30 protein-coding genes are annotated in these 23,819 nt (G+C 61.1%); 29 read left to right on the top strand and 1 reads right to left on the bottom strand.

Annotated elements, in window-relative coordinates:
• The first annotated feature begins 26 nt into the window (after positions 1-26).
• From CGA22_RS08580 to CGA22_RS08470, 24 genes are all read left to right on the top strand, one after another.
• Entirely contained in the window at positions 27-719 is a 693-nt protein-coding gene (locus CGA22_RS08580; RefSeq protein WP_041022889.1) for a tail fiber assembly protein, read from the top strand.
• Between the two features lie 84 nt (positions 720-803).
• A complete protein-coding gene (locus CGA22_RS08575) occupies positions 804-1,013 on the top strand; it encodes a hypothetical protein (protein ID WP_041022888.1) in 210 nt (69 codons plus the stop codon).
• Positions 1,014-1,015: 2 nt separating this feature from the next.
• Entirely contained in the window at positions 1,016-2,182 is a 1,167-nt protein-coding gene (locus CGA22_RS08570; RefSeq protein WP_024779058.1) for a tail protein, read from the top strand.
• Positions 2,182-2,688: a phage major tail tube protein gene (locus CGA22_RS08565; protein WP_024779059.1), complete on the top strand. Its 507-nt coding sequence runs from the start codon at positions 2,182-2,184 to the stop codon at positions 2,686-2,688. The genes CGA22_RS08570 and CGA22_RS08565 overlap by 1 nt, the downstream gene beginning before the upstream one ends.
• Positions 2,689-2,829: 141 nt before the next feature.
• Positions 2,830-3,414: a phage tail assembly protein gene (locus CGA22_RS08560; RefSeq protein WP_041022887.1), complete on the top strand. Its 585-nt coding sequence runs from the start codon at positions 2,830-2,832 to the stop codon at positions 3,412-3,414.
• The gene (locus tag CGA22_RS27235; protein WP_038436473.1) at positions 3,411-3,536 is read left to right on the top strand and encodes a hypothetical protein; all 126 of its coding nucleotides are present in this window, start codon (positions 3,411-3,413) and stop codon (positions 3,534-3,536) included. Before CGA22_RS08560 ends, CGA22_RS27235 begins: the two co-directional genes overlap by 4 nt.
• A 6-nt stretch (positions 3,537-3,542) precedes the next feature.
• Complete coding sequence (locus CGA22_RS08555; protein ID WP_041022886.1) at positions 3,543-5,672, top strand: phage tail tape measure protein; 2,130 nt, start codon at positions 3,543-3,545, stop codon at positions 5,670-5,672.
• On the top strand, positions 5,672-6,055 hold the full coding sequence (locus tag CGA22_RS08550; RefSeq protein WP_024779062.1) for a phage tail protein: 384 nt from the start codon (positions 5,672-5,674) through the stop codon (positions 6,053-6,055). The genes CGA22_RS08555 and CGA22_RS08550 overlap by 1 nt, the downstream gene beginning before the upstream one ends.
• Entirely contained in the window at positions 6,048-6,260 is a 213-nt protein-coding gene (locus CGA22_RS08545; RefSeq protein ID WP_041022885.1) for a tail protein X, read from the top strand. Before CGA22_RS08550 ends, CGA22_RS08545 begins: the two co-directional genes overlap by 8 nt.
• A 9-nt stretch (positions 6,261-6,269) precedes the next feature.
• Entirely contained in the window at positions 6,270-7,286 is a 1,017-nt protein-coding gene (locus tag CGA22_RS08540) for a contractile injection system protein, VgrG/Pvc8 family (protein ID WP_041022884.1), read from the top strand.
• A 325-nt stretch (positions 7,287-7,611) separates the two neighbouring features.
• Positions 7,612-8,196 (top strand): hypothetical protein, encoded by a 585-nt coding sequence (locus CGA22_RS08535; protein WP_041023380.1) that lies wholly within the window; start codon positions 7,612-7,614, stop codon positions 8,194-8,196.
• Entirely contained in the window at positions 8,193-8,375 is a 183-nt protein-coding gene (locus CGA22_RS08530) for a DUF2635 domain-containing protein (protein WP_007907211.1), read from the top strand. Before CGA22_RS08535 ends, CGA22_RS08530 begins: the two co-directional genes overlap by 4 nt.
• A complete protein-coding gene (locus CGA22_RS08525) occupies positions 8,375-9,871 on the top strand; it encodes a phage tail sheath subtilisin-like domain-containing protein (RefSeq protein ID WP_188258544.1) in 1,497 nt (498 codons plus the stop codon). The genes CGA22_RS08530 and CGA22_RS08525 overlap by 1 nt, the downstream gene beginning before the upstream one ends.
• Positions 9,872-9,937: 66 nt before the next feature.
• Positions 9,938-10,285 (top strand): phage tail tube protein, encoded by a 348-nt coding sequence (locus CGA22_RS08520; protein ID WP_024780162.1) that lies wholly within the window; start codon positions 9,938-9,940, stop codon positions 10,283-10,285.
• The gene (locus CGA22_RS08515; protein ID WP_041020046.1) at positions 10,282-10,578 is read left to right on the top strand and encodes a phage tail assembly protein; all 297 of its coding nucleotides are present in this window, start codon (positions 10,282-10,284) and stop codon (positions 10,576-10,578) included. The genes CGA22_RS08520 and CGA22_RS08515 overlap by 4 nt, the downstream gene beginning before the upstream one ends.
• 130 nt (positions 10,579-10,708) lie before the next feature.
• Positions 10,709-12,244 (top strand): tail protein, encoded by a 1,536-nt coding sequence (locus CGA22_RS08510; RefSeq protein ID WP_041020045.1) that lies wholly within the window; start codon positions 10,709-10,711, stop codon positions 12,242-12,244.
• Positions 12,231-13,469 (top strand): DNA circularization protein, encoded by a 1,239-nt coding sequence (locus CGA22_RS08505; RefSeq protein WP_041020044.1) that lies wholly within the window; start codon positions 12,231-12,233, stop codon positions 13,467-13,469. The genes CGA22_RS08510 and CGA22_RS08505 overlap by 14 nt, the downstream gene beginning before the upstream one ends.
• 3 nt (positions 13,470-13,472) lie before the next feature.
• Positions 13,473-14,513 carry a phage baseplate assembly protein gene (locus tag CGA22_RS08500; protein WP_041020043.1) on the top strand — a complete coding sequence of 347 codons (1,041 nt, stop codon included), beginning with the start codon at positions 13,473-13,475 and terminating at the stop codon, positions 14,511-14,513.
• 247 nt (positions 14,514-14,760) lie between these two features.
• Positions 14,761-15,270 (top strand): phage baseplate assembly protein V, encoded by a 510-nt coding sequence (locus tag CGA22_RS08495; RefSeq protein WP_041023601.1) that lies wholly within the window; start codon positions 14,761-14,763, stop codon positions 15,268-15,270.
• Entirely contained in the window at positions 15,270-15,668 is a 399-nt protein-coding gene (locus CGA22_RS08490; protein WP_041023600.1) for a phage GP46 family protein, read from the top strand. The genes CGA22_RS08495 and CGA22_RS08490 overlap by 1 nt, the downstream gene beginning before the upstream one ends.
• Complete coding sequence (locus CGA22_RS08485) at positions 15,658-16,698, top strand: baseplate J/gp47 family protein (RefSeq protein WP_041023599.1); 1,041 nt, start codon at positions 15,658-15,660, stop codon at positions 16,696-16,698. The genes CGA22_RS08490 and CGA22_RS08485 overlap by 11 nt, the downstream gene beginning before the upstream one ends.
• Positions 16,686-17,285 (top strand): YmfQ family protein, encoded by a 600-nt coding sequence (locus tag CGA22_RS08480; protein ID WP_041023598.1) that lies wholly within the window; start codon positions 16,686-16,688, stop codon positions 17,283-17,285. Before CGA22_RS08485 ends, CGA22_RS08480 begins: the two co-directional genes overlap by 13 nt.
• 11 nt (positions 17,286-17,296) lie before the next feature.
• Positions 17,297-18,163 (top strand): hypothetical protein, encoded by an 867-nt coding sequence (locus CGA22_RS08475; protein WP_052435165.1) that lies wholly within the window; start codon positions 17,297-17,299, stop codon positions 18,161-18,163.
• A complete protein-coding gene (locus CGA22_RS08470; RefSeq protein WP_052435164.1) occupies positions 18,160-18,585 on the top strand; it encodes a tail fiber assembly protein in 426 nt (141 codons plus the stop codon). Before CGA22_RS08475 ends, CGA22_RS08470 begins: the two co-directional genes overlap by 4 nt.
• Here CGA22_RS08470 and CGA22_RS08465 read toward each other — a convergent pair.
• Positions 18,579-20,552 (bottom strand): acyltransferase family protein, encoded by a 1,974-nt coding sequence (locus tag CGA22_RS08465; RefSeq protein WP_052435163.1) that lies wholly within the window; start codon positions 20,550-20,552, stop codon positions 18,579-18,581. The genes CGA22_RS08470 and CGA22_RS08465 overlap by 7 nt on opposite strands.
• A gap of 112 nt (positions 20,553-20,664) precedes the next feature.
• Between CGA22_RS08465 and CGA22_RS08460 the strand changes: the two genes are divergently transcribed.
• From CGA22_RS08460 to recX, 5 genes are all read left to right on the top strand, one after another.
• Entirely contained in the window at positions 20,665-21,087 is a 423-nt protein-coding gene (locus tag CGA22_RS08460) for a cell wall hydrolase (RefSeq protein WP_041023597.1), read from the top strand.
• A gap of 11 nt (positions 21,088-21,098) precedes the next feature.
• A complete protein-coding gene (locus CGA22_RS08455; RefSeq protein WP_041023602.1) occupies positions 21,099-21,593 on the top strand; it encodes a lysis system i-spanin subunit Rz in 495 nt (164 codons plus the stop codon).
• Between the two features lie 71 nt (positions 21,594-21,664).
• Complete coding sequence (locus tag CGA22_RS08450) at positions 21,665-22,165, top strand: CinA family protein (protein ID WP_041023596.1); 501 nt, start codon at positions 21,665-21,667, stop codon at positions 22,163-22,165.
• Positions 22,166-22,248: 83 nt separating this feature from the next.
• On the top strand, positions 22,249-23,301 hold the full coding sequence (gene recA, locus CGA22_RS08445; protein WP_024780149.1) for a recombinase RecA: 1,053 nt from the start codon (positions 22,249-22,251) through the stop codon (positions 23,299-23,301).
• Between the two features lie 8 nt (positions 23,302-23,309).
• Positions 23,310-23,777, top strand: a complete 468-nt coding sequence (recX, locus tag CGA22_RS08440) for a recombination regulator RecX (protein WP_041023595.1) — start codon at positions 23,310-23,312, stop codon at positions 23,775-23,777.
• Positions 23,778-23,819: the final 42 nt, after the last annotated feature.

The following is a 23,819-nucleotide window of genomic DNA, read 5'->3' as shown; positions in this document are numbered from 1 at the left end:
CAGCGCCATATATTGGAGTTTTGAAGATGTCAGACGAACGCATGGCCGCGCAAGACGGACTGTCTTGGTGGCTCGCTGACGAGGTTGTACCTCCGGCAATCTGCAACGTGCACCCGGTTACTCGTGAGTTCCTTGGGGTGAGTGTGGCAGACCCCAGTCCCTTGGAACCTTTTTCTTGGCTGATTCCGGCGCACGCCTACCAATGTGAGCCGCCAATCTTGGAGCCAGGACACGCTGCAATCAAGGTCGCAGGCGAGGGGTGGGAACTCGTTGCGGACTATCGGGGTATGACTGTCTACCGCACCGAAACGGGGGAGGGGCAAGTTTGGGACATGTTGGGCGATTTGCCTGACGGCTATACAGGCGAGGCGCCAATGACGGAGTTTGATAGATGGCAGGACGATAAATGGACGTTTGATGAAGCCGCAAGTAGAGGCGCTTTACGGAATCGCTCGGCCAGGAAGAAGCTGTTGTTGACTCAGTTCAGCGCAAACATGATCGCCACGTTGCAAAACGCCGTTGATTTACAGATTGCCACTGAAGCCGAGATCGCTGCTCTCCGGTCTTGGAAAATCTATGGTGTTGAGCTTAATCGTGTCGACATTGTGGAGGAGCCACCCCTCGACAATGAATGGCCAACCAGCCCGAACGATGCCTTGACGGCTGCATGGCTGGTGGCCCAAGGCTTTGACGAAACTGCTCCGCAAATCCCTGCGTAACGCCCCGCACCGACGGGGCGTTTTCTTACCCACCCAACACCCGAGCCCCTCCCCAAGGGGCTTTTTCGTATCTGGAGAAACCCAATGGCACTACGCCAAACCTACACCGTACTTGTCCCATTCCCCACCGGCGGTGGTCACTGGTCGACCATCGGCCAGGAACTAGACCTGCTCGACGTGGAGGCCAGCGCCCTGCGTAGCGCCGGTCGTCTGGCGCTGAAAAACACCGAGGTTGCCGATGCGGCCTCTACATCCCAACCGGCCAAAAAGGCCGCTGCCAAGAAGGCTGAATAACCATGGCTGAGGTTTTGAACTTCGAGCACAACGGCATTACCGTCAATGCCACCGAATCTCCCGAGGCCATGGGTGGCCTTGGGGACAACGTCATCGGGCTGGTCGGCACCGCGCCGAAGGCCGATCCGCTGATTCCGCGCAACGCACCGTTCCGCATCAACAGCTTCACCACCCAGGCGTTGCTCGATCCGACCGGCACCGAAGCCGGTACGCTGTATCACGCGGTGTTCCAGATCCTCAAAGTGGTCAAGGTGCCGGTCTACGTGGTGATCGTCGAAGAGGGCGCCACCCCCGCCGATACGCAGAACAACGTCATCGGCGGCATCGAAGCGCAGACCGGCCGCAAGCTGGGCCTGGCAGCCTTGAGTGGCGTGGCCGAGGACTTGACCATCATTGGCGCGCCGGGCTTCACCGGCACCAAAGCGGTGGCCAGCGAGTTCGCCTCGTTCGGCAAGCGCATCAAGGCTCGCGTGGTACTCGACGGCAAGGATGCCGCGGTCGCCGATCAGGTGACCTACAGCCAGGAGCTGGGCGGCGCCGACCTCGGTTTCGACCGTTGCCTGGTGGTGCACAACATGCCGGCGGTGTACTCCAAGGCCGCGAAGAAAAACGTCTTCCTGGCCCCATCGAGCCTGGCCATCGCCGCGCTCGCCAAGGTCAAGCAATGGGAGAGCCCGGGCAACCAGGTGACCTACGCCGAGGACGTCTCGCGCACCGTGGAATACAACATCCTCGACACCTCCACCGAAGGCGACCTGCTCAACCGCTACGGCATCAGCTACTACGCCCGGACCATCCTTGGCGGCTTCTCGCTGCTGGGCAACCGCTCCATCACCGGCAAGTTCATCAGCTACGTCGGCCTGGAAGATGCTATCAGCCGCAAGCTGGTCAAGGCCGGCCAGAAAGCCATGGCGAAGAACCTGACCAAGTCCTTCATGGACCAGGAGGTCAAGCGCATCAACGACTGGCTGCAAACCCTGGTGGCCGACGAAACCATCCCGGGCGGCAGCGTGTACCTGCATCCGGAACTCAACAGTGTCGAGAAGTACAAGAACGGCACCTGGTACGTGGTGATCGACTACGGCCGCTACGCGCCGAACGAACACATGATTTATCAACTCAACGCCCGCGATGAAATCATCGAGCAGTTCCTGGAGGACGTTCTCTAATGTTTACCAACCGCGTAAGACAGGCCATCGCGGCCACCCTGCAAGGCCTGCCGTTGTCGGCGACCGTGGAAGAATTCACCCCGCCGAAGATCGAGTTCGATATGGAAGAGATGCGCGGTGGGCGCTTTATCACCGAGGAAATGGCCAAGGGCGGCAAGGCCCTCAACGCCAAGCTCAGCCTGCAAGGTGTCGGCCCGGAAATCATGCTGGCGCTGGGCGTCAGCGTCGGTGACGACATCCTGCTGAACGTGCGTGAAGCCGGCCAGGATCAGGATGGCAACACCTGGTTCACCTACCACACCGTCGGCGGCAAGCTGAAATCCCTGGAAGAGACCGCGCTGAAGATGGGTGAGAAGCCCAAGACCAATCTTGAGCTGTCGTGCCGCACCTACAACCGCCTGGAAAACGGCGTTCCGGTGATCGACATCGACGTACGCACCCAGAAGTTCGTGCTCAACGGCGTCGACATTCTCGGCGATGCGCGCCGTGCGGTGCTGTTGCCTTGAACCTCAGTTGAACACCGTCCCTGTGGGAGCGAGCCTGCTCGCGATAGCGGTGTGCCAGACACCTTGATGCTGAAGGTACTGGCGCATTCGCGAGCAGGCTCGCTCCCACAAGGGGCCCACATTCACCCAAGGAATTGATTCATGTCCTGGACGCCTCCCCAACACCTTCTGCTGTCACCTATCACCGGTGACAACGGATCGCAGATCGACCAGTTGCAACTCAAACCCCTGTTCTACGCCGCGCAGAAAGACGCCCTGGCCCGTGCCGGCGACGATGAGGACGACCAGTTCTTCGAGCTGGCCAAGTTGGCCACCGGCCTGTCGGCCAAGGAACTGGATCAGCTCAAGCGCCCGGACTACGTGAGCATCGCCCAGTACGTGCACGACATGTCGACCCGTCCTGCGGCGTATTTCCTCGAACAGGTCGCCGAAGGGGACCACGCACCGGCCGATCCCGACCAGGTGCAACTGCTGCAACCACTCAACGTGGCGGGCCGCAGCGTGACCTCGCTGGCCCTGGAAATGCCGGTACTCCGGGCCACCAAGGCGATGAAAAAACTGAAGACGGCGAAAGAACGCGCCGAGTTCATCACCGCCCATTGCACCGGCCTGATGCTGCCCGACCTGGACCTGCTGACCGTGCCTGACTGGACACAACTGCAGGTGCGCATCGACGATTTTTTAAACAAACCGGCGGACTTCTTTCGGAGCGCGACATCGAAGTGATCCTCGATGTGGTGCCGCTCATTTACCCGGTAAGTGAAGCGGAAATTCTGGAATGGGACGCCGGCAAGGCATTGCGCCGTTACGACATCGCGATCACTCGCCTTGGCGTGAAACAGGAGTAGAGCGGGATGGCAGAGAGTAAGTATTCGCTGTCCGGTGCGGCCAGCATCGAGTTGCCGTCACTGGGCAGTGTGTCTGAAACGTCGGGGCTGAACCTGGCCCTGAGCACGGCCAGTCTCGACATTCGCCTGCTGGTGTCGGAGCAGGTCAAGTTGCGGGAAACGCTGGCTTCGTTGAACGTCGCCCTGTCGGTGCAGCAGTCGTTGCTCAAGGCCGGTGCTTCGGTGCCGGCGCCAAACAGTGAGCCGAAGTCGAAGCTCAAGGCCGACGTCGACCAGCAGGCGCCGCCGGGTCTGCTGAAATCTGCGATGGCGACCGAGTTGGCGATGGTCGAACTCAACCAAGTACTGAAGCTGGATAGGGCCGCGTTGCAGCAGCTGTCGCAGGCCAACCTGAAAATGGCTGCCGACAAACAGGTCGCGCCCAGCGGGGCCACGGCGGTCCAGTTGGTCCAGGTCGAACTGGCGGCGGCGAAGGCGGGCATCGGAGAAGGCTCCGATCCGGCCAAACGGCAGGATGAACTGCTGAGTTTCACCCGCGACAGCGCAGTGATGGCGTCGGCGCTCAACCTCGACGTCAAGACCGCCAGCGAGATGCTGCTGGGTTGGCGCAGCTCGATGAACCTGGATCGGGGGCAACGCCAGACGCTGGCAGATGCCACCAACCACCTCGGCAACAGCGGCCTGAATGTCAAGGCGGCCGATATCGGCGCAGTAGTGCAGCGCAGTGGCGAGGCGGGCCTCGCCGCGGGGATGACCCCGGAACAGGTGGCGGCCCTCGCGGCGGCGTTCCTCAACAGCGGCGTGAGCAAGGCGGATGCCGGTGATGCGGCAAAAGGGTTCACCACGGCATTGGCCCAGGGCAACGCGGCAACGCCTGAGCAACGCAAGGCCTGGGCGGAACTGAACCCCAAGTTTGATCCTGCTGTGATCGCCAACGGCTTGCGCAACGACGCAGCCGGCATGATCAGCCAGGTGCTGGAAGCCCTCAAGCAGAAACCTGCGCAAGAACAGCAAGCGCTGACCAAGACACTGTTTGGTGACAACGCGGCGATTCTGGAACTGCTGAAGAAGCCGGAAGGCGTTCAGAAAGCGTTCACGTTGGTGTCCGAACGCACCCCCGATGGAGCACTACCAAAATTCAACGGTTCGCTGGCGGCCACTGCCGAGGCGCTGGGGAATACCTCCCAGGGGCGCTTCAATGCGCTGGATGCCAGCAAGAACCGGATGTTTGCTGAGGGCGGCAATGCCCTGGCGCCGTTGACCGACGGCGTCATGGTATCGCTTGGCGCCCTGGCCGATGGCCTGAGTGAAGTGGCCCAGGCCCAACCGAAAGCGACCGCCGGATTGCTGGTACTCGCAGGGGCCCTGGCATTGGCACGCGGTGCCGAGATCAAAGTCGCGATGGTTTCGGCCGTCACGGCGGCCGCGACTAAACTCCTGGCGCTGGCCGGTGCCAGGCAGATTTCCGAGGCGCAGGACCTGACGGTCGATGCGCCGGAACAGCGCCGCAAGGGCAAGAAGACGACCCGACGCGCCAGGCAAGGCAATGTCGCTAAGTCGGCTTCCATCCCGGTACCGTCCGTGGCGAGCGAGAGTCGTTTGCTGGGCGCCGCCAGGATGGGCTCGGCGGTCACCCGCCGCGCCGCGCCGCTGATGTTGCTCAGCGCTGGCTACGATGTCGCCAAAGGCCTGCAAGACGGTGATGACAAAGCGGTCGGCAGGGCATTGGGTTCTGCCGGTGGCGGGCTTGCAGGAACCTACGCCGGTGCCGCCGCTGGCGCGATGATCGGCAGCGTGGTGCCCATCCTGGGAACCGCGGTGGGAGGTGTAATCGGTGGTTTGCTGGGAAGCATGGCGGGCAGTTGGGGCGGTGAGTGGCTGGGTGAAAAACTGGCCACCCCCGCCGACAAGCTCGACGCCCCGGAACAGGTCAGCAAAGACCTCACCAGCAGCCAGACCAGCACTCAACAAAACACCATGACCGCCAACATCTACATCAACGGTCAGGACCAGGCCAGCGCCAGTCAGTTGGCCAATCTGGTGGTGCAGCAGATCACCGGCCAGTTCGGCCTGACAACCATGCCCAACTCACTGGCCATGCGCAGTGACGCGGCCCTGACCGACGGAGGTACGTGATGCGTCAGCAAATGGCACTCGGCAGTTTCATTTTCGGGCTGTCGAGAAACTTCGCGTACCACTCGCTGGTACGCACCTCGGATGGCGGTTGGAAGAGCATCGACATCCTCACCAGCAAACCCAAGTCCAGCCAGGTCGGCCAAGGCCTGCAAGGGCTGACCATCACTGGCAAATCGATGTATGCGACCGCCATGGATCGGCTCGATGAGCTGCGTGCATTGCAGGCCTTGCGCGTGCCTGTGCCGTTGGTGGATGGCATTGGGCGCAACTGGGGGTTGTGGCAGATCAACAAGGTGTCGGAAACCCAGACCGAGGTCATCGATGACGGCACGGCGATGGTGGTCGGCTGGGTGATTGAATTGACGGAGTTCGCCAATGCGTAGGGTTCGAAGTATCGCCGGTGATTCGGTGAATCTGTTGCTGTACCGCGAGCTCGAGTGTTGTGACGATGCCACCGAGCAAGCGCTCTGGCTGCTCAATCCCGGGCTGGCCGAATGGGGGCCGGTGCTGCCGGCGGGGGTGTGGGTTGCCCTGCCGGAAGTGGACCTGAAACCCGCTGCACCCGCACCGGTATCGGCTTGGGATTAAGGAGGCAACATGTCACTGGGTTTCACGCCCGCAGTGGAAATCTATGGTGCGAATGCGGCACTGCTCAATGAGCGATTGCTCAGTTGGACCCACGTCGACGCGGCGGGGATCGAGTCCGATCAGTTGACCCTCGTCATCAGCCTGGAAGGGCTTGAAGGGTTACCCAGTCTGGGAGGAAAAATTGGTCTGCGGGTGGGTTACCTGGAGTCCGGGCTGGTGGACAAGGGGGAGTTCGTCATTACCCGGCGCACGCCAACGCTGTTTCCCCTGCGCTTGACGCTGGTGGCCATGGCGGCACCGTTCAGTGCGGCGGACCAGACCGGGTTCAAGCAGCGCCGGTCCGTCAGCCACGGTCCGACGACTTTGGGCGCGTTGTTTCGTGAACTGACCACCAGGCATGGTTTTTCGCCGCGCGTGGCGCCGGAGTTGTCGCTGATAAAAATCGAGCACGTCGACCAGTCCAACGAAACCGACATGGGCTTCCTGACGCGGTTGGCCCACCGGTATGACGCCGTCGCCAAACCGATCAACGAAGTGTATGTGCTGGCTCGGCGTGGTCAGGCGAAGTCGCTGTCGGGCAAGGTTTTGCCGGAGATCAAGCTGTCGGTGACGACGAACAATCGTCCTGGCGATCAGGCTTTTATTTCCGCCGTCCTCGATGAAACCGCCCGGGCGAAATACCAGGGCTGCAAGACCCGTTGGTGGGATGCGGCGGCCGGCAAGGTGCAGGTGGAGGAAAGTGGCATCGCGCCGTTCAAGATCCTTCGACAGCATTTCCAGAGCGCAGAAGACGCCCGCGCCGCCGGTGAAGGTGAAGTGCGCAGGCTGATGCGCGAAGCCCTCAAGGTCGCCATCGAATGCCCAGGCAACCCGGGGTTGTCCGCCGAAGGCATCGTCCTGCTGGACCCGACCTGGCCGGATTTCATGCGCGGCCGCTGGTCGATCGACAAGGTCACCGCCACGGGTGACCGGGAAAAAAGCTATCGCTGCAAGATCGACGCAACCTGCCTCGACGCCAAGGCCTGACTGCTCGCTCCCACCCTGGATCGTTGGCGATCACAGCATTCGTGAATGACGCAGCACCTCTGTGGGAGCGAGCCTGCTCGCGATGAGGCCGGCATATCCAACATCTATTCAACTGACCCACCGCCATCGCGAGCAGGCTCGCTCCCACCCTGAATCGTTGGCGATCACAGCATTCGTGAATGACGCAAGACCACTGTGGGAGCGAGCCTGCTCGCGATGACGGAAGCACATTCGACATCTTTTTCGACTGACCCACTGCTATCGCGAGCAGGCTCGCTCCCACAGGTTTTTTGACAGCCACTCGCCTATCACCGGAGCACTCTTCATGAAGATCACGCCGATCCTCACGCAGTTGCGTGAGCAATGCCCGACGCTCGCCAGCCGAGTGGTCGCGGGGCTGGACCTCGCCACGCTACAAGCCGGCACACCACTGCAAACCCCGTGTGCCTACGTCCTGCCGACCGCCGATGTGGCGAGCCGGAACACGGCACAGAACGTCACGCTGCAAACGGTGCGTGACCGTTTCGACGTGGTGCTGGTGCTCGATGCCAGTGACGCGACAACCGCGCTGGATCTGCTGCACGACCTGCGAGCCGAATTGTGGCGCGGGTTGGTGGGGTTCAAGCCCGGCGTCACTTACACCGGCATCGAATACGACGGCAGCGAACCGATCTCGGTCAACAGCGACCGAGTGTTGTTCCGGTTGCGCTTTTTCGCTGAGTTCCAGCTGGGCCGCAATCTGGCGAGCCAGCCTGCCGAAAGCTGGCACGAACGTGAACTGGACGGCTTGTCGTCCTTTACCGGGGCCACCGTGCGTGTCGATGCCATCGACCCGGCGGACCCCAACCTGAAACGTCCCGGCCCCGACGGGCGCCTGGAACTGACTTTCTCTGGAGACGTAACCCCATGAGCAAACGCATCACCGTGCTGCCGGCCCCGGGCCGTGTCGTACCGGACCCGGAAGCGGGCGATCTGTTGCCCCTAGAAGGCCGTGAAGTGCCGGACAACGCCTGGTGGCGTCGACGTCTGGCCGACGGCGATATCACTACCAAAGCCGTGAAAGCGGCCAAACCACAGGGAGCCAAATAATGGCGATCGGATTCAGCAACATCCCCGCGGACATTCGTGTTCCGCTGTTCTACGCCGAAATGGACAACTCGGCCGCCAATAGCGCGTCGTCGGCCATGCGCCGGTTGATCGTCGCCCAGGTCAACGACAACATCGCCCCGGCAGAAGTCGGCAAGCTGGTGCTGGTCTCCAGCGTCGCCCTGGCTAAAAGTGTCGGTGGGCAGGGCTCGATGCTCGCCTCGATGTACGAGACCTGGCGCAAGACCGACCCGCTCGGCGAAATCTGGTGCCTGCCGCTGCACAACGTCGAAGGCGCCATCGCCAAGGGCGTGCTGACCTTTACCGGCACCGCCACCGAAAGTGGCGTGCTCAACCTATACGTCGGCGGCGTACGCGTCCAGACGGCTATCGTCAACGGTGCCACCGCAGCCCAGGCCGCCACGGCGCTGGCCTTGAAAGTCAACGCGACAGCCGACCTGCCAGTGACCGCCGCGGCCGTCGACGGCGTGGTGACCCTCAGTGCCAAATGGACCGGCGACAGTGGCAACGACATCAGCCTGCAGTTCAATCGCCTGGGCAAGAGCAACGGTGAAGACACCCCCGCGGGCCTGACCACTGCCATCAACCCCATGACCGGTGGCGCTGGCGTGCCGGACCAGACCGCCGCCGTCGCGGCCCTGGGTGACGAGCCGTTCGAGTTCATCGCCATGCCGTGGTCCGACCTGTCGAGCCTGAACACCTGGCAAGCGGTCATGGACGACAGCACCGGTCGCTGGTCCTGGGCCAAGCAGTTGTTCGGCCATGTCTACAGTGCCAAGCGCGGCACCATCGGCACTCTGGTGGCGGCCGGCCAGGCGCGCAACGACCAGCACATGACCATTCAGGCCCTGGAACCGGGCGTGCCGCAACCGTCGTGGGTCCAGGCCGCCGCATTGGCCGCGCGCACCGCCGTGTTCATCTCGGCCGACGCCAGCCGTCCGACCCAGAGCGGCAGCCTGCCGGGCCTGGATCCGGCACCGGCCAGCGAACGCTTCACCTTGACCGAGCGCCAGTCGCTGCTCAACTACGGCATCGCAACCGCCTACTACGAAGGCGGCTACGTGCGTATTCAGCGTTCCATCACCACGTATCAGAAAAATGCCTTCGGCCAGGCTGACAACTCTTACCTGGACAGCGAAACCATGCACCAGTCGGCGTTCATCGTGCGTCGTCTGCAAAGCGTGATCACCAGCAAGTACGGTCGCCACAAACTGGCCTCCGACGGCACCCGCTTCGGCGCCGGCCAGCCCATCGTGACCCCGAGCACGATTCGCGGCGAGCTGATCGCCCAGTACGCCAAGCTCGAGCTGGAAGGCCATGTGGAAAACGCCGAGCTGTTCGCTGAACACCTGATCGTCGAGCGCGACAGCCAGGATCCGAGCCGGGTCAATGTGCTGTTCCCACCGGATTACATCAATGGCCTGCGGGTGTTCGCACTGCTCAACCAATTCCGCCTGCAGTACGACGCTGCTGCCTGAGTGTTGTGTTTGAACGCATGAATTCAGCCCACCCCGCGTGGGCTTTTTATTTGAAGGAGAAACACCATGGGTCAACTGATTGCGGGCACCTGCTACGTCAAAGTGGACGGCGCTCAACTGACCATCAACGGTGGCTGCGAGGCGCCGCTGATGTTCACCAAACGTGAAACCGTCGTACCGGGTTTCTACAAGGAAACCGATATCGCCCCGTCCTTCAAGGTGACGGCGTTGCACACCGCGGACTTTCCGCTCAAGCAACTGGTGGCCGGCACCGACATGACCGTCACCTGTGAGTTCAGCAACGGCAAGGTCTACGTGCTGGCCGGCGCCTACCTGGTGGAGGAGCCGGTCTCCAAGGGCGACGACGCCACCATCGAGCTGAAATTCGAAGGCATCAAGGGGACCTGGCAATGAGCGATGTAGTGACCTTGCGCGTGGCCATCGAGGCCCACGGCGAGCCGCTGAACGAACTGACCCTGCGCCGTCCGACGGTGCAGGAAGTCCGGGCGATCAAGGCGTTGCCGTACAAGATCGACAAGAGCGAGGAGGTGAGCCTGGACATGGACGTTGCGGCCAAATACATCGCGGTCTGCGCCGGCATTCCACCGTCGTCGGTCAACCAACTGGACCTGGCCGACCTCAACGCGCTGAGCTGGGCCGTTGCGAGTTTTTTCATGAGTGCGGCGTCGCAGCCATCGGCGACCTGATCGCAGCCGCCTATGACCTGGCCTGGTTCTGGAAGGTTGACCCCGAACAGATGATGGCCAGGCCACTGGATGTGCTCCGTGAATCCCTGGAGCACGCGCAACGGATCAATGCGATGCAGCAGGTGCAGTGATGGCAGACACACAAGAGGTAGAGAAAAAAGCGGTGCTGCTGACCGGCATCGACGAGCTGTCACCCAAGCTCGCCGGCCTTCGGGCGAAGGTCCAGGGCTTCAAGCAGAACCTCGATGCGACCGGCCTCGGCAGCCTGGATATTTCCGGGCTGCTGCCGGACGGGGGTATCGCCAAACCGTTCATGGAGGGACTCAAGTCGGCGCTGGCGTTCAAGGGTGAAGTCGCGCAGGTGAACGCGGTGGCCAGCACCGTCCAGGCACCGGCGGCGCCATTGGTGGCGGCGCAAGGGCTGGATGGATTGAAGACGTCCATCAGCAATGTGTCGTTGCAGTTCGGCTCGGCGCTGGTGCCCGCAGTCAATGCGCTGGCGGTCGGTCTACAGCCGATGATCGGCGGTGTGGCTCAGGTGCTGCAAGACAACCCGCAACTGGTGCAGGGCCTGGCGACGGGGGCCGTGGCGTTCAGCGTGATTCAGACCGCCGTCAGCGGTGCGAGCCAGGCCCTCGAAGTGGTCAGCCTGGCCTTGAAGATGAACCCCATTGGCCTGGCCGCCATGGGCATCGCCTTGGCGGCGGGGATGATCATCGCCTACTGGCAACCGATCTCGACGTTCTTCGCCGGACTCTGGCAAAGGCTTGCCCCCATCGTTGTGCCGATGGCTGAGTTCTTCAAGACGCTGTTCGCCTTTACCCCGATGGGGCAGGTGATCAGCAACTGGGGGCCGATCAGCGGTTTCTTTGGCGCGTTGTGGAATGTGCTCGTCGCAGCGGCGACGTCTCTCATCGGTTTCATGCAGACGCTGTTCGCCTGGTCGCCCCTGGGTTTGATCGTCAGCAACTGGGGCCCCCTGACCGGGTTGTTCGCGGCCATCTGGGATCTGCTCAAGGCCTTGACGGTGCCGTTGATGGACGCGCTCCAAGGGCTTTTCAACTGGACGCCGTTGGGCCTGATCATGGCCAACTGGGGCACCCTTGTGGACGTCTTCGCCGGGATCTGGGAAGGCCTGCGCAACCAGGTGTCGATCATGTTGGCGGTGTTCGGCGGGTTGTTCGACTGGTCACCCATCGAAGGCCTCACGCAGCAGTGGGGGCCGGTGGGTGAGTGGTTCAGCCAGTGGTGGGACGAGCTGCAGGGGGTGATCGCGCCGATCAAGGCGTTCTTCAACGGTGGTTTTGGCGAGGTCATCACCACGTTCACCGGCAAGGTCCAAGGGCTGACCGACGCGCAACAGAAGACCAATGCCGAGGGCAAAGGTGAGCTGGCGCCGGCGTCTTTTGCGGGCATCGGCGAACAGGCCTCGGGCCTCTCTTCCGGTGTCGGGCCCGGTGCGTTGCCGCAGACCTCCAGTGCGCTGGTGCAACAAAGCGCCGCGAACAGTCGTACCCAGCTTGAAGGCGGCCTGACTGTACGTTTCGAAAACGCGCCGGCCGGTTTGCGCGTCGAGCCACCGCAGACCAATCAACCGGGCCTGGCAGTGAGTTCGCGCATCGGTTATCGCTCTCTGTCCGCAGGAGGTTCCAATGAGCTGGCGTGATCGTTTGTTGCCGGCGTCGTTCCGTGGCGTCGGGTTCTGGGTCGACCAGGCGAAAACCCCGGTGGGACACAAGGGGCAGTTGCATGAATATCCGCAGCGCGACCAGCCGTTTTTCGAAGGGCTGGGCCAGCAGGCGAAGATCCATGAACTGACCGCGTTTATCGTCGGCCCCGATTGCCTGGAGCAGCGCGACAAATTGCTCAAGGCGTTGGAGCAGGGCAGTGGCGAGCTGGTGCACCCTTGGCTGGGACGGATGCAGGTCAAGGTTGGCGAGTGTGACATGACCCAGACCCGCCAGGACGGCGGGCTGGTCACCTTTGCCCTGAAGTTCTACCCCGACCAGCCGCTGCAATTTCCTTCGGCGGCGATCAACAGCCAGAAACTGCTGCTGGTATCGGCTGACAGCTTTCTGGGTTCGGCGGTGCGGCGTTTCGAAGACGCGATGACCTTGATCAAGGCCGCGCGGATCGGCATCGCCGACCTGCGCAACAGCCTCAAGGAGGTCTACGGGGTTATCGAGCAGGAGCTGAAGCCGTTGATCGAGGTCTATGGGCAGCTCAGCGATCTGGTCAAGGCGGTAAAGGAGTTGCCCAAGGAAGTGGCGGCCGAGTTCAAGGGATTGTTGGGGGACATCCGAGAGCTGAAGGACTTTGCCCGTGATGGCTATCGCGGCGTGATTGCCAGCGTGTCGCAACAGGTTGAAGCCATCCGCCAGGCGGACGCGCCCAAACTCACCACCGGCAAGGACACCACGGCGGCGGCCCAGGCCGTGGCCAATCTGGTCCAGGACACGCTGCTGGTCCAGGCCGCGCAATGGATTGCAGCGATGCCCGTGGCGGCGCCGGTGGTCAAGCTTGGCGCCACGCCTTCAGTGGCGCAGCAGGCCGTGCAGCCGATCCAACGCCGGGATGTACCGTTGGCCGACGATGTCCTGGCCCTGCGTGATGCCCTCAACGAAGCTATCTGGCAGGCCTCCCTCAAGGCCGATCCGGATCACTACCAGGCGTTGAACCACCTGCGTCAGCAAATGGCCGCGCACCTGACGGCGGTGGCGTCATCGGGTGTCCGGTTGATCAACCTGTCGTTCAAGCAAAGCCTGCCGGCGCTGGTGGTGGCTTATCAGCAATTTGCCGACGCCACCCGGGTGACCGAAGTGATCCAGCGCAATGGCGTGGCCCACCCGGGTTTCCTGCCGCCCAACGACCTGAAAGTCTCGGGGGAGTAAGCCATGAGCGAACTCGACAATACCGTCACGCTCACCGTCGGCGGGCTGGACTACGGTGGTTGGAAAAGCGTGGAAATCAGTGCGGACCTGGAGCGTCAGTTCCGCACCTTCAAACTCGACATCACCTGGCAATGGCCGGGGCAGACCCAGGCGGTGCCGATCCGTCCCGGTGATGAATGCCAGGTGCGCATCGGTGCAGACCTGGTGCTCAGCGGCTACGTGTTCAAGGCCCCGGTCAGCTATGACGGGCGCCAGATCACGCTGAGCATCGAAGGGGGTTCCAAGACCCAGGACCTGGTGGATTGCGCGGCGATCAATCTTCCGAGCCAATGGCGGGGGCAGACGGTGCTGAGCATTGTTCAAGCCCTGGCCTCGCCATATGGCGTGGGGGTGGTCAGTGAAATCCCGGAAACGGCGCGTTTGAGCGAACACAGCATCGTGCCGGGAGAAACCGTCTTTCAATCCATCGACCGTTTGCTGACGTTGTTCCGGGTGTTTTCCACCGACGACGCCGAAGGCCGCGTGCTGCTGGCCAAACCCGGCAGCGCCGGGCGGGCCAGTGATGTGTTGGAGCTGGGCAAGAACATTCTTTCGGGCAACGCGCCGATGGACTACAGCCAGGTGTTCTCCGAATACCGGGTCATCGGCCAGCACAAGGGTAACGACCAGCAGAGTGGGGCGGCAGTCAGCGAAGTGTCGGGTACCGCCACCGACTTGGGTTTCAAACGCAAGCGGGTGACGGTGATCAGCGAAAGCGCTCAACTGACCTTCGAGCTGGCCCAGCAACGAGCGGACTGGGAGAGCGCCATCCGCACCGGTCGCGCCCTGACCACCACCTACCGCGTGCAGGGCTGGCGCCAGGCCAATGGCGACTTGTGGCGTCACAACAGCCTGGTGCGGGTGCTCGACCCGGTGCTGGGGTTCGACGGCGACATGCTGATTTCCAAGGTGACCTATTCATTGTCTGCCCAAGGCTCCGTCACCACCCTGCAAGTCGCCCCGCCCCATACCTTCGACGCAAACCCGGTCAAGCCCAAGTCCTGACCCCGGCGCCGCCCACTGTGGGAGCGGGCTTGCTCGCGAAGGCGGCGTATCAGTCACCCCCAGCGTCCACTGACCCACCGCCATCGCGAGCAGGCTCGCTCCCACACTGTTTCCCGGGTGCCCACAAAATCCCCATCCACCACACGTCCCCTGTGGGAGCGAGCCTGCTCGCGATGACGGCGGCCCAACCACCGCCAACCTCGACTGACCCCCAGCCCGCCCCAACCCGATTTCCGAAGGAACCCCAATGAGCCTACTGACCCGCCTCCTGGCGCGCGGCACTGTCGTGCTCGCCAATTCGGCTTCCAAACTGCAGTCGCTGCAGATGCGCCTCACCGCCGGCGAAGTGAACGACGACATGGAGCACTTCGAACCCTACGGCTTCACCAGCAACCCGCTGGCCGGCGCCGAGGGCATCGCCACCTTCCTGGGCGGCGACCGTTCCCATGCCGTGGTGCTGGTGGTCGCGGACCGCCGCTTTCGCCTCAAGGCCCTGGCCCCTGGCGAAGTGGCGATCTACACCGACGAGGGCGACAGGATTCACTTCAAGCGCGGCCGAGTCATCGACATCGACACCGCCACCCTGAACATCCGCGCCAGCAGCGCGGTGAACATCGACAGTCCTGTCATCAACCACACCGGCCAGATCATTTCCCAAGGCGATCAGATCGCCAGCGGCATCAGCCAGATCAAGCATGTGCATGTCGGCGTACAGGCCGGCAACGGCCAGACCGGCGCGCCGGCGGGAGGCCAATGATGTTTATCAGCCAGAACCTGCACGCCGCGTTGACCCGCTCGGTGCTGATCAGCCTGTTCACCTGGCGCCGCGCTGCTGACGACGACGCCGTCGATGACGAGGAACGTTTCGGCTGGTGGGGCGACACTTTTCCTACGGTCGCCGATGACCGCATCGGCTCGCGGCTGTGGCTGCTGCGCCGGGTCAAGCTGACCCGCCAGACTCAGCTCGACGCCGAGTTCTATGCCCGCGAAGCCCTGCAATGGCTGATCGACGACGGCCATTGCAGGGCCATCGACGTCATCAGCGAACGCCTCGACGCTCAGCGCCTGAACCTGCGCACGGTCCTGACCCTGGCCGACGGCCAGCGCCTGGACATCAATCCCGATAACAGTTGGCAGGTGACCTATGCCGTTTGAAACCCCTTCGCTGCCGGTGCTGATCAAGCGCACCCAAAGCGACCTGGCCAGCGATTCGCTGCGCCAGTCCGATGCCCAAGTGTTGGCCCGCACCCTGGGGGGCGCAGCCTATGGCCTGTACGGCTACCTGGATTGGATCGCCGAACAGATCCTGCCGGACAAGGCCGACGAATCCACCCTGGAGCGCATCGCCGCCCTGCGGCTGAACCAGGCGCGCAAAACCGCTCAGGCGGCCAGCGGCAGCGTCAGCTTCACCGCGACCGCCGGTGCGGTGCTGGATGTCGACACGCTTCTGCAATCGACCGATGGTCGCGCCTACAAAGTGACCACCGCTCGCACCACCAGCAACGGCCTCAACACCACCACCATCGCCGCGCTGGAGGGCGGCAGCCTGGGCAATGCCGATGCCGGCCTGGTGCTGACGCCGGTGCAACCGATCCTCGGCATCTCCAGCAGCTTCACCGTGCTGGCGCCGGGGCTGACCGGTGGTGTCGCCCGGGAAAGCCTCGAGTCCCTGCGGGCGCGGGTGATCCGCTCTTACCGCATTATCCCCCACGGCGGCTCGGCTCAGGATTATGAAACCTGGGCCCTGGAATGCCCCGGCATCACCCGCGCCTGGTGCCGCGGCAACTACCTGGGACCCGGCACCGTCGGCCTGTTCGTCATGCGTGACGACGATCCGCAGCCGATTCCCAATGCCGAGCAACTGGAGGAGGTCCGGGCCTACATCGAGCCCCTGCGCCCGGTTACCGCCGAGGTGCATGTACTGGCGCCGGTGCAGGTACCGGTGACCTACCGGCTGCGCATCACCCCTGACACCAGCACCGTGCGCGCGGCCGTCGAGGCCCAGTTGCGCGACCTGCACAACCGTGAAGCCGGTCTTGGCGAAACCCTGCTGTTGACCCACATCGCCGAAGCCATCAGCAGTGCCACCGGGGAAACCAACCACACGCTTACTGCACCCGCCGCCGATGTGACTGCGGCGAGCAATCAGTTGCTGACCTTCGGAGGCTGCGTATGGCTGGAATAAGAACCGCCGGGGAATACCAGGCCCAACTGCGCAGCCTGCTGCCCAGCGGCCCGGCGTGGGACCCGGAGCGGGTGCCGGAGTTGGAACAGGTGCTGGAAGGCATCGCCCAGGAACTGGCGCGCCTCGATGCGCGTGCCGCTGATTTGCTCAATGAAATGGACCCGGCGGGGGTGAGTGAACTGGTGCCGGATTGGGAGCGGGTGATGAACCTGCCGGATCCGTGCCTGGGGGACACGCCGCTGTATGACGATCGGAGGTTGGCGGTGCGTCGGCGGTTGTTGGCGGTGGGTAGCCAGACCGTTGCGTACTACGTGGACATTGCCAGGGGCCAGGGCTACCCCAACGCCTCCGTCACGGAACACAGGGCACCTCGCATGGGCCGTGCCCGTTTTGGAGAGGCGCATTTCGGCACTTGGCAGGCGCAATTCATGTGGACCCTCAATACCGGGCGGCGTTTGTTGCTCGGGCGGCGTTTTGGCGCCAGCTATTGGGGGGAGCGTTTTGGCGTTAACCCGGGATCGGTATTGGAATGCCAGATTCATCGTAATGCGCCGGCGCATACGCAGGTGCATATCAATTATGACTAAGGAGTAGATGGATGGATTTTCCAAAAAGTGTCCCCAGCATCGGGCTGGTGGATGGCAAGTTTGTCGATGAGGATGCGATCGCGGGTACGCCTGGGTCTTTGATTCCCGCTCAATGGGGCAATGGCTTGACGTTGGAAGTTCTCAACGTAATACAGGCCGCTGGGCTTACTCCGGACGAAGACAATAATGCCCAACTTCTGACGGCAATCAAAGGCGTGGTCGGACCGGGGAGATTGATCAATACCCAAATTTTCAAGGTGGCCGGAACCTTCCCATACACCCCTACGCCCGGTACAAAATCGATAGTGGTTGAGATGGTTGGCGGGGGCGGTGGCAGCGGAGGTGTTGTAGCTACTGCGGCTGGCACGGTTGGAGCCTCTTCTGGTGGAGGCTCCGCTGCGTACGCAAAGGCGTTAATCAACTCAGGGATTTCTGGCGTACAGGTCGTTGTCGGCGCCGGTGGCGCTGGTGGCGCAGCTGGGAATAACAATGGCGGAGCGGGAGGCACCTCCAGCTTCGGCTCTATTATTTCGGTGCCAGGGGGTAAGCCCGGTAATGGATCGGCGGCGTTTTCAACCAATACCGGCATCGGCGGCAGCGGAGCTAGCGATCCTCCTGTGGGAGCGAACATCGTCGGCTTCAGCGGCGCGGGGTCGGATACTTCGACCATTTTGCCCCCTGCGATCTTCAGGCCGTCATCCGGCGGAGGGAACCCGTTAGGGAGTGGTGGAGTAAGGGCTACGTCTGCTGTGCCAGGAGCCGTTTCCGGATCGGGATACGGCTCAGGTCCATCCGGCACATTCGCAGGAGCAAGCACCGCTGCCCAGGCGGGTGTTGCTGGTCAATCTGGCGTTGTTATTGTATACGAGTACTCATGATGAAAACTTATGCAAGAGTTTCTAATGGACGTGTCGCAGAGCTGTTTGCTACAGCAGGCGATATCGGCGAAATGTTTCATCCGTCCTTCGTGTGGATAGATGTTACGGATTTTGATGTAACACCAGAGTACGGATGGTTGGCTATTGATAATGATGGGGCTTGGGCATTCTCGGAGTATGTATCTCCGCCGCTTACTGACGCGCAATTAAAAGCAGAGGCTCTGGTCCAGCGTGACGCTGATATGGCGCTGGCCAATGAAGCTACAAATGGAATGGCCGACGCCTATATTGCCGGGATTTTGAACGAGGCCGACACGGCTAAATTCAAATTGTTTGCAGCGTATAAGCTTGCGCTGAACAAAATCGATCAGCAACCTGGGTTTCCGGTCGCAATAAGCTGGCCGGAGCCCCCTGGTTATTGAATCAGCCCTGAATCCAGTATTTTCTTTGCTACGACCTTAGCGCCCTCAGTTGTCAAATGGCCATAATCCCAGCTTGTTAGATTAGACGGCGTGTCTCCGGTATATGTAATGCAACCGCTACTATCGCAAAGTGCATCATAAACCGGGATTAGCGAGGCTTTGGATTGGGGGATGAAATCTCTAAACTGATTGTCGATGGTCTTTGTTGCCGGGTTCAATCCCACTAACATTTTGCGAGGAATTCGGTGGCTAAAGTCGCCCCTCCAATTGTTGAAAACGAGCTTGGGTAGTGGAAGCGTCCATTCCGGCGAAGGGCCAAGAACAATTATATTATTCACTCCGGCATCCGATATAGCCTCAATCGTGTGCAGGAGCTTTTTCCGGGCTTCGGATCCGGGAAGCCAATCTACGCCGTAACGACCCCAGGCGCCGAACAGTATTACGGTGCTGGGGGGCGAATCTTTAACTCTGGAAAGTACATAGTTGTTGCTGTCCGAGCAGATCTGGCCCGCGAAATCAAGCATTGGGGGGCACGAACTTCTTGTCGCTTGGAGTAAGGTAGCGTGCTGATCAACCATCAATGCTAATCCTGGATATAGTCTCGCTGCGTGTGAGTCACCCCAGATGAGTATTGTTTTCCCTTTGCTGCTGTCGCCGGCGTCTAAGCATTTAGGCGCAAAACCATTATACGGTGCCGTAATTGATATCCAGCAGTCGGGGTTGCGCGCATCTTTTAAAAATTCATATTTGAAATTTGCAATTTCTTTTATTTCACTGGGGAATCGAGACGGTAATCCATCCAGCTTTAATGTCGTTAATCCTACGGTAGCTGTCGCGGCCATTGCTAACGCCAGAATGACTGCTGTTTTCCGTAGATTGGTTCTGAGCCGGATATACTTTTCGATGTACCGATATGTGAGCCACGCCAATAGGATGCTTGCAGCTATGGCAAGTCCTCTCGCGGGAACACTTGGTGGTTCGCTGTCCAATATTCTCTGAAACGTTAATATCGGCCAGTGCCACAAGTAGAGTGGAAAGCTTATCAGGCCGAACCAGACCAGCAACCGATGGGACAAAATTGTTCGGTTTAGCCAAGCGAAGGGGCCCGCGGAGATTATCAATGCCGTACCAGCGGTTGGCAGCGCGGCCCACCAGCCAGGGAATTGGTTGCTTTTCGTGGTCAAGGAGAAAGCCGAAACAAGGAGCGTGATACCTATCAACGCTTGAGTGTTGCGAACCGTCGGGCCGCTGGACTCACGCCACTTTGGAAAGAAATAGCACTTGTTTAACGCTACGTATGCCAGTAACGAGCCTACCAATAATTCCCAGAAACGAGTCTGGGGGGAATAGAACGTGCTCACTGGATCGGTTTGCACATTCATTACGTTCAGCGCGAACGATACGCCACCTACCAGAACAATCAAAACCAGTGCGTTAAGCCGGGCTTTCCAAGCCGCCCAAACAAGGAGAGGCCAGACCAGGTAAAACTGTTCCTCGATGCCGAGAGACCACAAGTGCAACAGCAGTTTGGTCTCGGCGCTGTTGTCGAAGTAACCAGACTCACCCCAAAGAACAAAATTCGAGACGAACGCCGCGCCGCCGGCTATGTGTTTGCCGAGCTGGGTGTATTCATCCGCCAGTAGGCTGAACCAGCCGAATGCCCATGTAGCGACGAGCATAAGCAGCAGTGCGGGAAATATACGATTAATGCGGCGACTATAGAAGTCAACAAAGCTGAAGCTGTTTTTCTTCAGGCTTCCGAAAATGATGCTGGAAATCAGGAAACCGGAGATAACAAAAAAAACGTCAACGCCAACGAAGCCGCCGGTGATCAGGGTTGGAAAGGCGTGAAAAGCGACAACGGATAGAACCGCAATTGCACGTAGCCCGTCGATGTCCGGTCGATATGTTGGGTGACTGAGATGCTTGTCTGTTGCGAGTTGCGATGCTTCAGATTGTGAGGTCATTGATCCTACTGATCCATTTCATAAATCCGCCGTACTTGGGCGCTGAACATCGTACCAGCCCCACAAACGATTCCCGCCATTGCGCGGTTTTTTTTTTGCCTGGAGAAAAGCTATGACTGTTTCCGATAAGGGCCGTGACATTCTTGCGCGCACGCTTTGGGGGGAAGCAAGGGGCGAAAGTCTGGTCGGCCAAATTGCCGTGGCCTGCGTCATTCGCAACCGCGTCAACGCTGGCAAGGGCCGTTCGTGGTGGGGCGAGGGCTACGTCGGTGTCTGTCAGGCGCCGTACCAGTTCAGTTGCTGGAACAAGAACGACCCGAACTATCCGTACCTGAGCGGCGCCAAGGAGATCCCGCCGAAGCAGTTCGAGCAAGCCAAGCGCGCGGCAGACCTGGTGATCTCCGGTGCCGAGCCTGACATGACGAAGGGCGCGACCCACTACTACGCGACGAGTATTCCGGCGCCGGCCTGGGCTGCCAGAGCTACGCAAACCCTGCGCCTGGGCAATCACCTGTTCTTCAAGGATGTGCCGTGAACGCGGTGAACATGAAGGTCTGGGCCGTCGGTGTGTCAGTGGCCGTGCTGCTGGCCTTCGGCATCGCGTGGAAGGTCCAGGGCTGGCGCTATGAGGCGAGGCTGGCGCAGTTGGCCGGCCTGCACAAGGATGACCTGACCGCCATCAGCAACACGGCAGCCGCCCAGGTACAGGCGGAGCAGGCCAAGCACCTTGTGCTCGAGCAACGGTTATCGGCCAGCGAACAAACCCACTACAAGGACCTGAGCGATGCTCAATCAAATCAAGCTCGCCTGCGTGATCGCCTTGCCACTTCTGATTTGCGGCTGTCAGTCCTCCTCGAGAATGCAGGCAGTTGCAGCTCAGTGCCTACCGGTGCCGTCGCCGGCGGCGTGGTTCATGGAGGAGCAAGAGCCCGACTTGACCCGGCGCATGCTCAACGAATTATCGCCATCACCGACGAAGGCGACCGTGGATTGATCGCCTTGCAAGCCTGCCAGGCTTACGTCAAGGCGTTGGGTCAGTAGTCCGTCGAGCCTTGCAAGCGGCGAATGCTCGTGTACGGTAGGCTCCAATTGCGTCGAATCAGGAGAGCATCATGGATGACATCACCGAACTGGCGGCTGAGCTGGGCAGGCGCCTGCAATTGCTCAATGCCCATGTGACCACGGCCGAGTCCTGCACCGGTGGCGGGATTGCCGAGGCGATTACCCGGATTCCCGGGAGTTCGGCCTGGTTCGAGGCGGGCTACGTGACCTATTCCAATCGCCAGAAAACCCAGCAATTGAATGTACCGGGCGAGCTATTCGAACGGGTCGGGGCGGTCAGCCGTGAGGTGGTCGAGGCCATGGCGCGGGGGGCACAGCAGAAAAGCCTGGCGCGGTTCGCCGTCGCGGTCAGCGGCGTGGCCGGGCCGGACGGTGGTTCGCCGAACAAGCCGGTGGGCACCGTGTGGCTCGCCTGGGGCGTCGGCGACAGGGTCTTCAGTGAGCAGCGATTCTTCCCGGGCAACCGTGATGAGGTCCGCCGACAGACGGTGAAGGCCGCGCTAGAGGGGCTGCTGCAACATGCCGCCGTAGAAATCTCAAATCAGGGGTAGGCGATCCTGAATCCCTGTGGAATAATACTGGCTACTTATACAGGTGTTGGCCGCCAGGCCTTATTGATTACGTGAGGACTTTAATGGACGACAACAAGAAGAAAGCCTTGGCTGCGGCCTTGGGTCAGATCGAACGTCAATTCGGCAAGGGTGCCGTAATGCGTATGGGCGATCAGGACCGTCAGGCTATTCCTTCCATCTCCACCGGCTCCCTGGGCCTGGACATTGCGCTCGGCATCGGCGGCCTGCCAAAAGGTCGTATCGTCGAGATCTACGGTCCTGAATCCTCCGGTAAAACCACACTGACCCTGTCCGTGATCGCCCAGGCCCAGAAAGCCGGTGCGACCTGCGCCTTCGTCGACGCCGAACACGCCCTGGACCCTGAGTACGCCGGCAAGCTGGGCGTCAACGTCGACGACCTGCTGGTTTCCCAGCCGGATACCGGCGAGCAGGCCCTGGAAATCACCGACATGCTGGTGCGTTCCAACGCGGTTGACGTGATCATCGTCGACTCCGTGGCCGCATTGGTACCCAAGGCTGAAATCGAAGGTGAAATGGGCGACATGCACGTGGGCCTCCAGGCTCGTCTGATGTCCCAGGCCCTGCGCAAGATCACCGGTAACATCAAGAACGCCAATTGCCTGGTGATCTTCATCAACCAGATCCGCATGAAGATCGGTGTGATGTTCGGTAGCCCGGAAACCACCACCGGTGGTAACGCGCTGAAGTTCTACGCCTCGGTTCGCCTGGACATCCGCCGTACCGGCGCGGTGAAGGAAGGCGACGAGGTGGTCGGCAGCGAAACCCGCGTCAAGGTCGTGAAGAACAAGGTGGCTTCGCCGTTCCGTCAGGCTGAATTCCAGATTCTTTACGGCAAGGGCATCTACCTCAATGGCGAGATGATCGACCTGGGTGTGTTGCACGGTTTTGTCGAGAAGTCCGGCGCCTGGTATGCCTATAACGGTACCAAGATCGGTCAGGGCAAAGCCAACTCGGCCAAGTTCCTGGCGGATAACCCGGAGGTTGCCGCCGCGCTCGAGAAGCAACTGCGTGACAAGCTGCTGAGCCCGGTTGCCGACGTCAAGGCAGTGGCCAGTCGCGAAACCGCTGACGACATGGCCGACGCTGATATCTGATCGATTCGATGACCGCCGTACTCGATAACCTCGTCGCGGTGCGGCGAACCGCGATGGACCTGCTCGCCAGACGCGAGCACGGTCGGGTCGAGCTGACGCGAAAACTGCGTCAACGCGGCGCTCCCGATGACTTGATCGAAACGGCCCTCGACCGCTTGACGGAAGAGGGCCTGTTATCGGAAAGTCGATACCTCGAAAGTTTTGTCTCTTATCGCGCGCGCTCCGGCTACGGTCCGTTACGCATTCGTGAAGAATTGGGTCAGCGTGGTTTGCAACGTTCGGATATCGAACAGGCCTTGCGTGAAAGTGGTATCGATTGGCAGGACCAGTTAATGGATACCTGGCGTCGGAAATTCTCTGGGCATTTACCCTCCGATGCGCGAGAACGGGCCAAGCAAGGGCGTTTCCTGGCGTATAGAGGCTATTCCATGGAAATGATCAACCGCCTGTTCAGCGGTCGTGGCCTGGATGATTGATAAAACGGCCCGCTATTTCGATAGCGGGCCGTTTTTTTATGG

Source organism: Pseudomonas sp. PSB18, from assembly GCF_014596565.1.
Taxonomy (GTDB): domain Bacteria; phylum Pseudomonadota; class Gammaproteobacteria; order Pseudomonadales; family Pseudomonadaceae; genus Aquipseudomonas.
Note: the sequence above shows the minus strand (reverse complement) of the source record. Positions and strands in the feature narration are given on the sequence as shown.

Excerpts from the sequence above, each read along its gene's own strand:
- CGA22_RS08565 (WP_024779059.1), top strand. The coding sequence starts at position 2,182 with ATGTTTACCAACCGCGTAAGACAGGCCATCGCGGCCACCCTGCAAGGC.
- CGA22_RS08505 (WP_041020044.1), top strand. The coding sequence starts at position 12,231 with ATGAGCTGGCGTGATCGTTTGTTGCCGGCGTCGTTCCGTGGCGTCGGG.
- CGA22_RS08555 (WP_041022886.1), top strand. The coding sequence starts at position 3,543 with ATGGCAGAGAGTAAGTATTCGCTGTCCGGTGCGGCCAGCATCGAGTTG.
- CGA22_RS08450 (WP_041023596.1), top strand. The coding sequence starts at position 21,665 with ATGGATGACATCACCGAACTGGCGGCTGAGCTGGGCAGGCGCCTGCAA.
- CGA22_RS08545 (WP_041022885.1), top strand. The coding sequence starts at position 6,048 with ATGCGTAGGGTTCGAAGTATCGCCGGTGATTCGGTGAATCTGTTGCTG.
- CGA22_RS08475 (WP_052435165.1), top strand. The coding sequence starts at position 17,297 with ATGGATTTTCCAAAAAGTGTCCCCAGCATCGGGCTGGTGGATGGCAAG.
- CGA22_RS08530 (WP_007907211.1), top strand. The coding sequence starts at position 8,193 with ATGAGCAAACGCATCACCGTGCTGCCGGCCCCGGGCCGTGTCGTACCG.
- CGA22_RS08560 (WP_041022887.1), top strand. The coding sequence starts at position 2,830 with ATGTCCTGGACGCCTCCCCAACACCTTCTGCTGTCACCTATCACCGGT.
- CGA22_RS08520 (WP_024780162.1), top strand. The coding sequence starts at position 9,938 with ATGGGTCAACTGATTGCGGGCACCTGCTACGTCAAAGTGGACGGCGCT.
- CGA22_RS08485 (WP_041023599.1), top strand. The coding sequence starts at position 15,658 with ATGCCGTTTGAAACCCCTTCGCTGCCGGTGCTGATCAAGCGCACCCAA.
- CGA22_RS08490 (WP_041023600.1), top strand. The coding sequence starts at position 15,270 with ATGTTTATCAGCCAGAACCTGCACGCCGCGTTGACCCGCTCGGTGCTG.
- CGA22_RS08465 (WP_052435163.1), bottom strand. The coding sequence starts at position 20,552 with ATGACCTCACAATCTGAAGCATCGCAACTCGCAACAGACAAGCATCTC.
- CGA22_RS08580 (WP_041022889.1), top strand. The coding sequence starts at position 27 with ATGTCAGACGAACGCATGGCCGCGCAAGACGGACTGTCTTGGTGGCTC.
- CGA22_RS08495 (WP_041023601.1), top strand. The coding sequence starts at position 14,761 with ATGAGCCTACTGACCCGCCTCCTGGCGCGCGGCACTGTCGTGCTCGCC.
- CGA22_RS08500 (WP_041020043.1), top strand. The coding sequence starts at position 13,473 with ATGAGCGAACTCGACAATACCGTCACGCTCACCGTCGGCGGGCTGGAC.
- CGA22_RS08550 (WP_024779062.1), top strand. The coding sequence starts at position 5,672 with ATGCGTCAGCAAATGGCACTCGGCAGTTTCATTTTCGGGCTGTCGAGA.
- recX (WP_041023595.1), top strand. The coding sequence starts at position 23,310 with ATGACCGCCGTACTCGATAACCTCGTCGCGGTGCGGCGAACCGCGATG.
- CGA22_RS08480 (WP_041023598.1), top strand. The coding sequence starts at position 16,686 with ATGGCTGGAATAAGAACCGCCGGGGAATACCAGGCCCAACTGCGCAGC.
- CGA22_RS08470 (WP_052435164.1), top strand. The coding sequence starts at position 18,160 with ATGATGAAAACTTATGCAAGAGTTTCTAATGGACGTGTCGCAGAGCTG.
- CGA22_RS08455 (WP_041023602.1), top strand. The coding sequence starts at position 21,099 with ATGAAGGTCTGGGCCGTCGGTGTGTCAGTGGCCGTGCTGCTGGCCTTC.
- CGA22_RS08540 (WP_041022884.1), top strand. The coding sequence starts at position 6,270 with ATGTCACTGGGTTTCACGCCCGCAGTGGAAATCTATGGTGCGAATGCG.
- recA (WP_024780149.1), top strand. The coding sequence starts at position 22,249 with ATGGACGACAACAAGAAGAAAGCCTTGGCTGCGGCCTTGGGTCAGATC.
- CGA22_RS08460 (WP_041023597.1), top strand. The coding sequence starts at position 20,665 with ATGACTGTTTCCGATAAGGGCCGTGACATTCTTGCGCGCACGCTTTGG.
- CGA22_RS08510 (WP_041020045.1), top strand. The coding sequence starts at position 10,709 with ATGGCAGACACACAAGAGGTAGAGAAAAAAGCGGTGCTGCTGACCGGC.
- CGA22_RS08515 (WP_041020046.1), top strand. The coding sequence starts at position 10,282 with ATGAGCGATGTAGTGACCTTGCGCGTGGCCATCGAGGCCCACGGCGAG.
- CGA22_RS08525 (WP_188258544.1), top strand. The coding sequence starts at position 8,375 with ATGGCGATCGGATTCAGCAACATCCCCGCGGACATTCGTGTTCCGCTG.
- CGA22_RS08535 (WP_041023380.1), top strand. The coding sequence starts at position 7,612 with ATGAAGATCACGCCGATCCTCACGCAGTTGCGTGAGCAATGCCCGACG.
- CGA22_RS08570 (WP_024779058.1), top strand. The coding sequence starts at position 1,016 with ATGGCTGAGGTTTTGAACTTCGAGCACAACGGCATTACCGTCAATGCC.
- CGA22_RS08575 (WP_041022888.1), top strand. The coding sequence starts at position 804 with ATGGCACTACGCCAAACCTACACCGTACTTGTCCCATTCCCCACCGGC.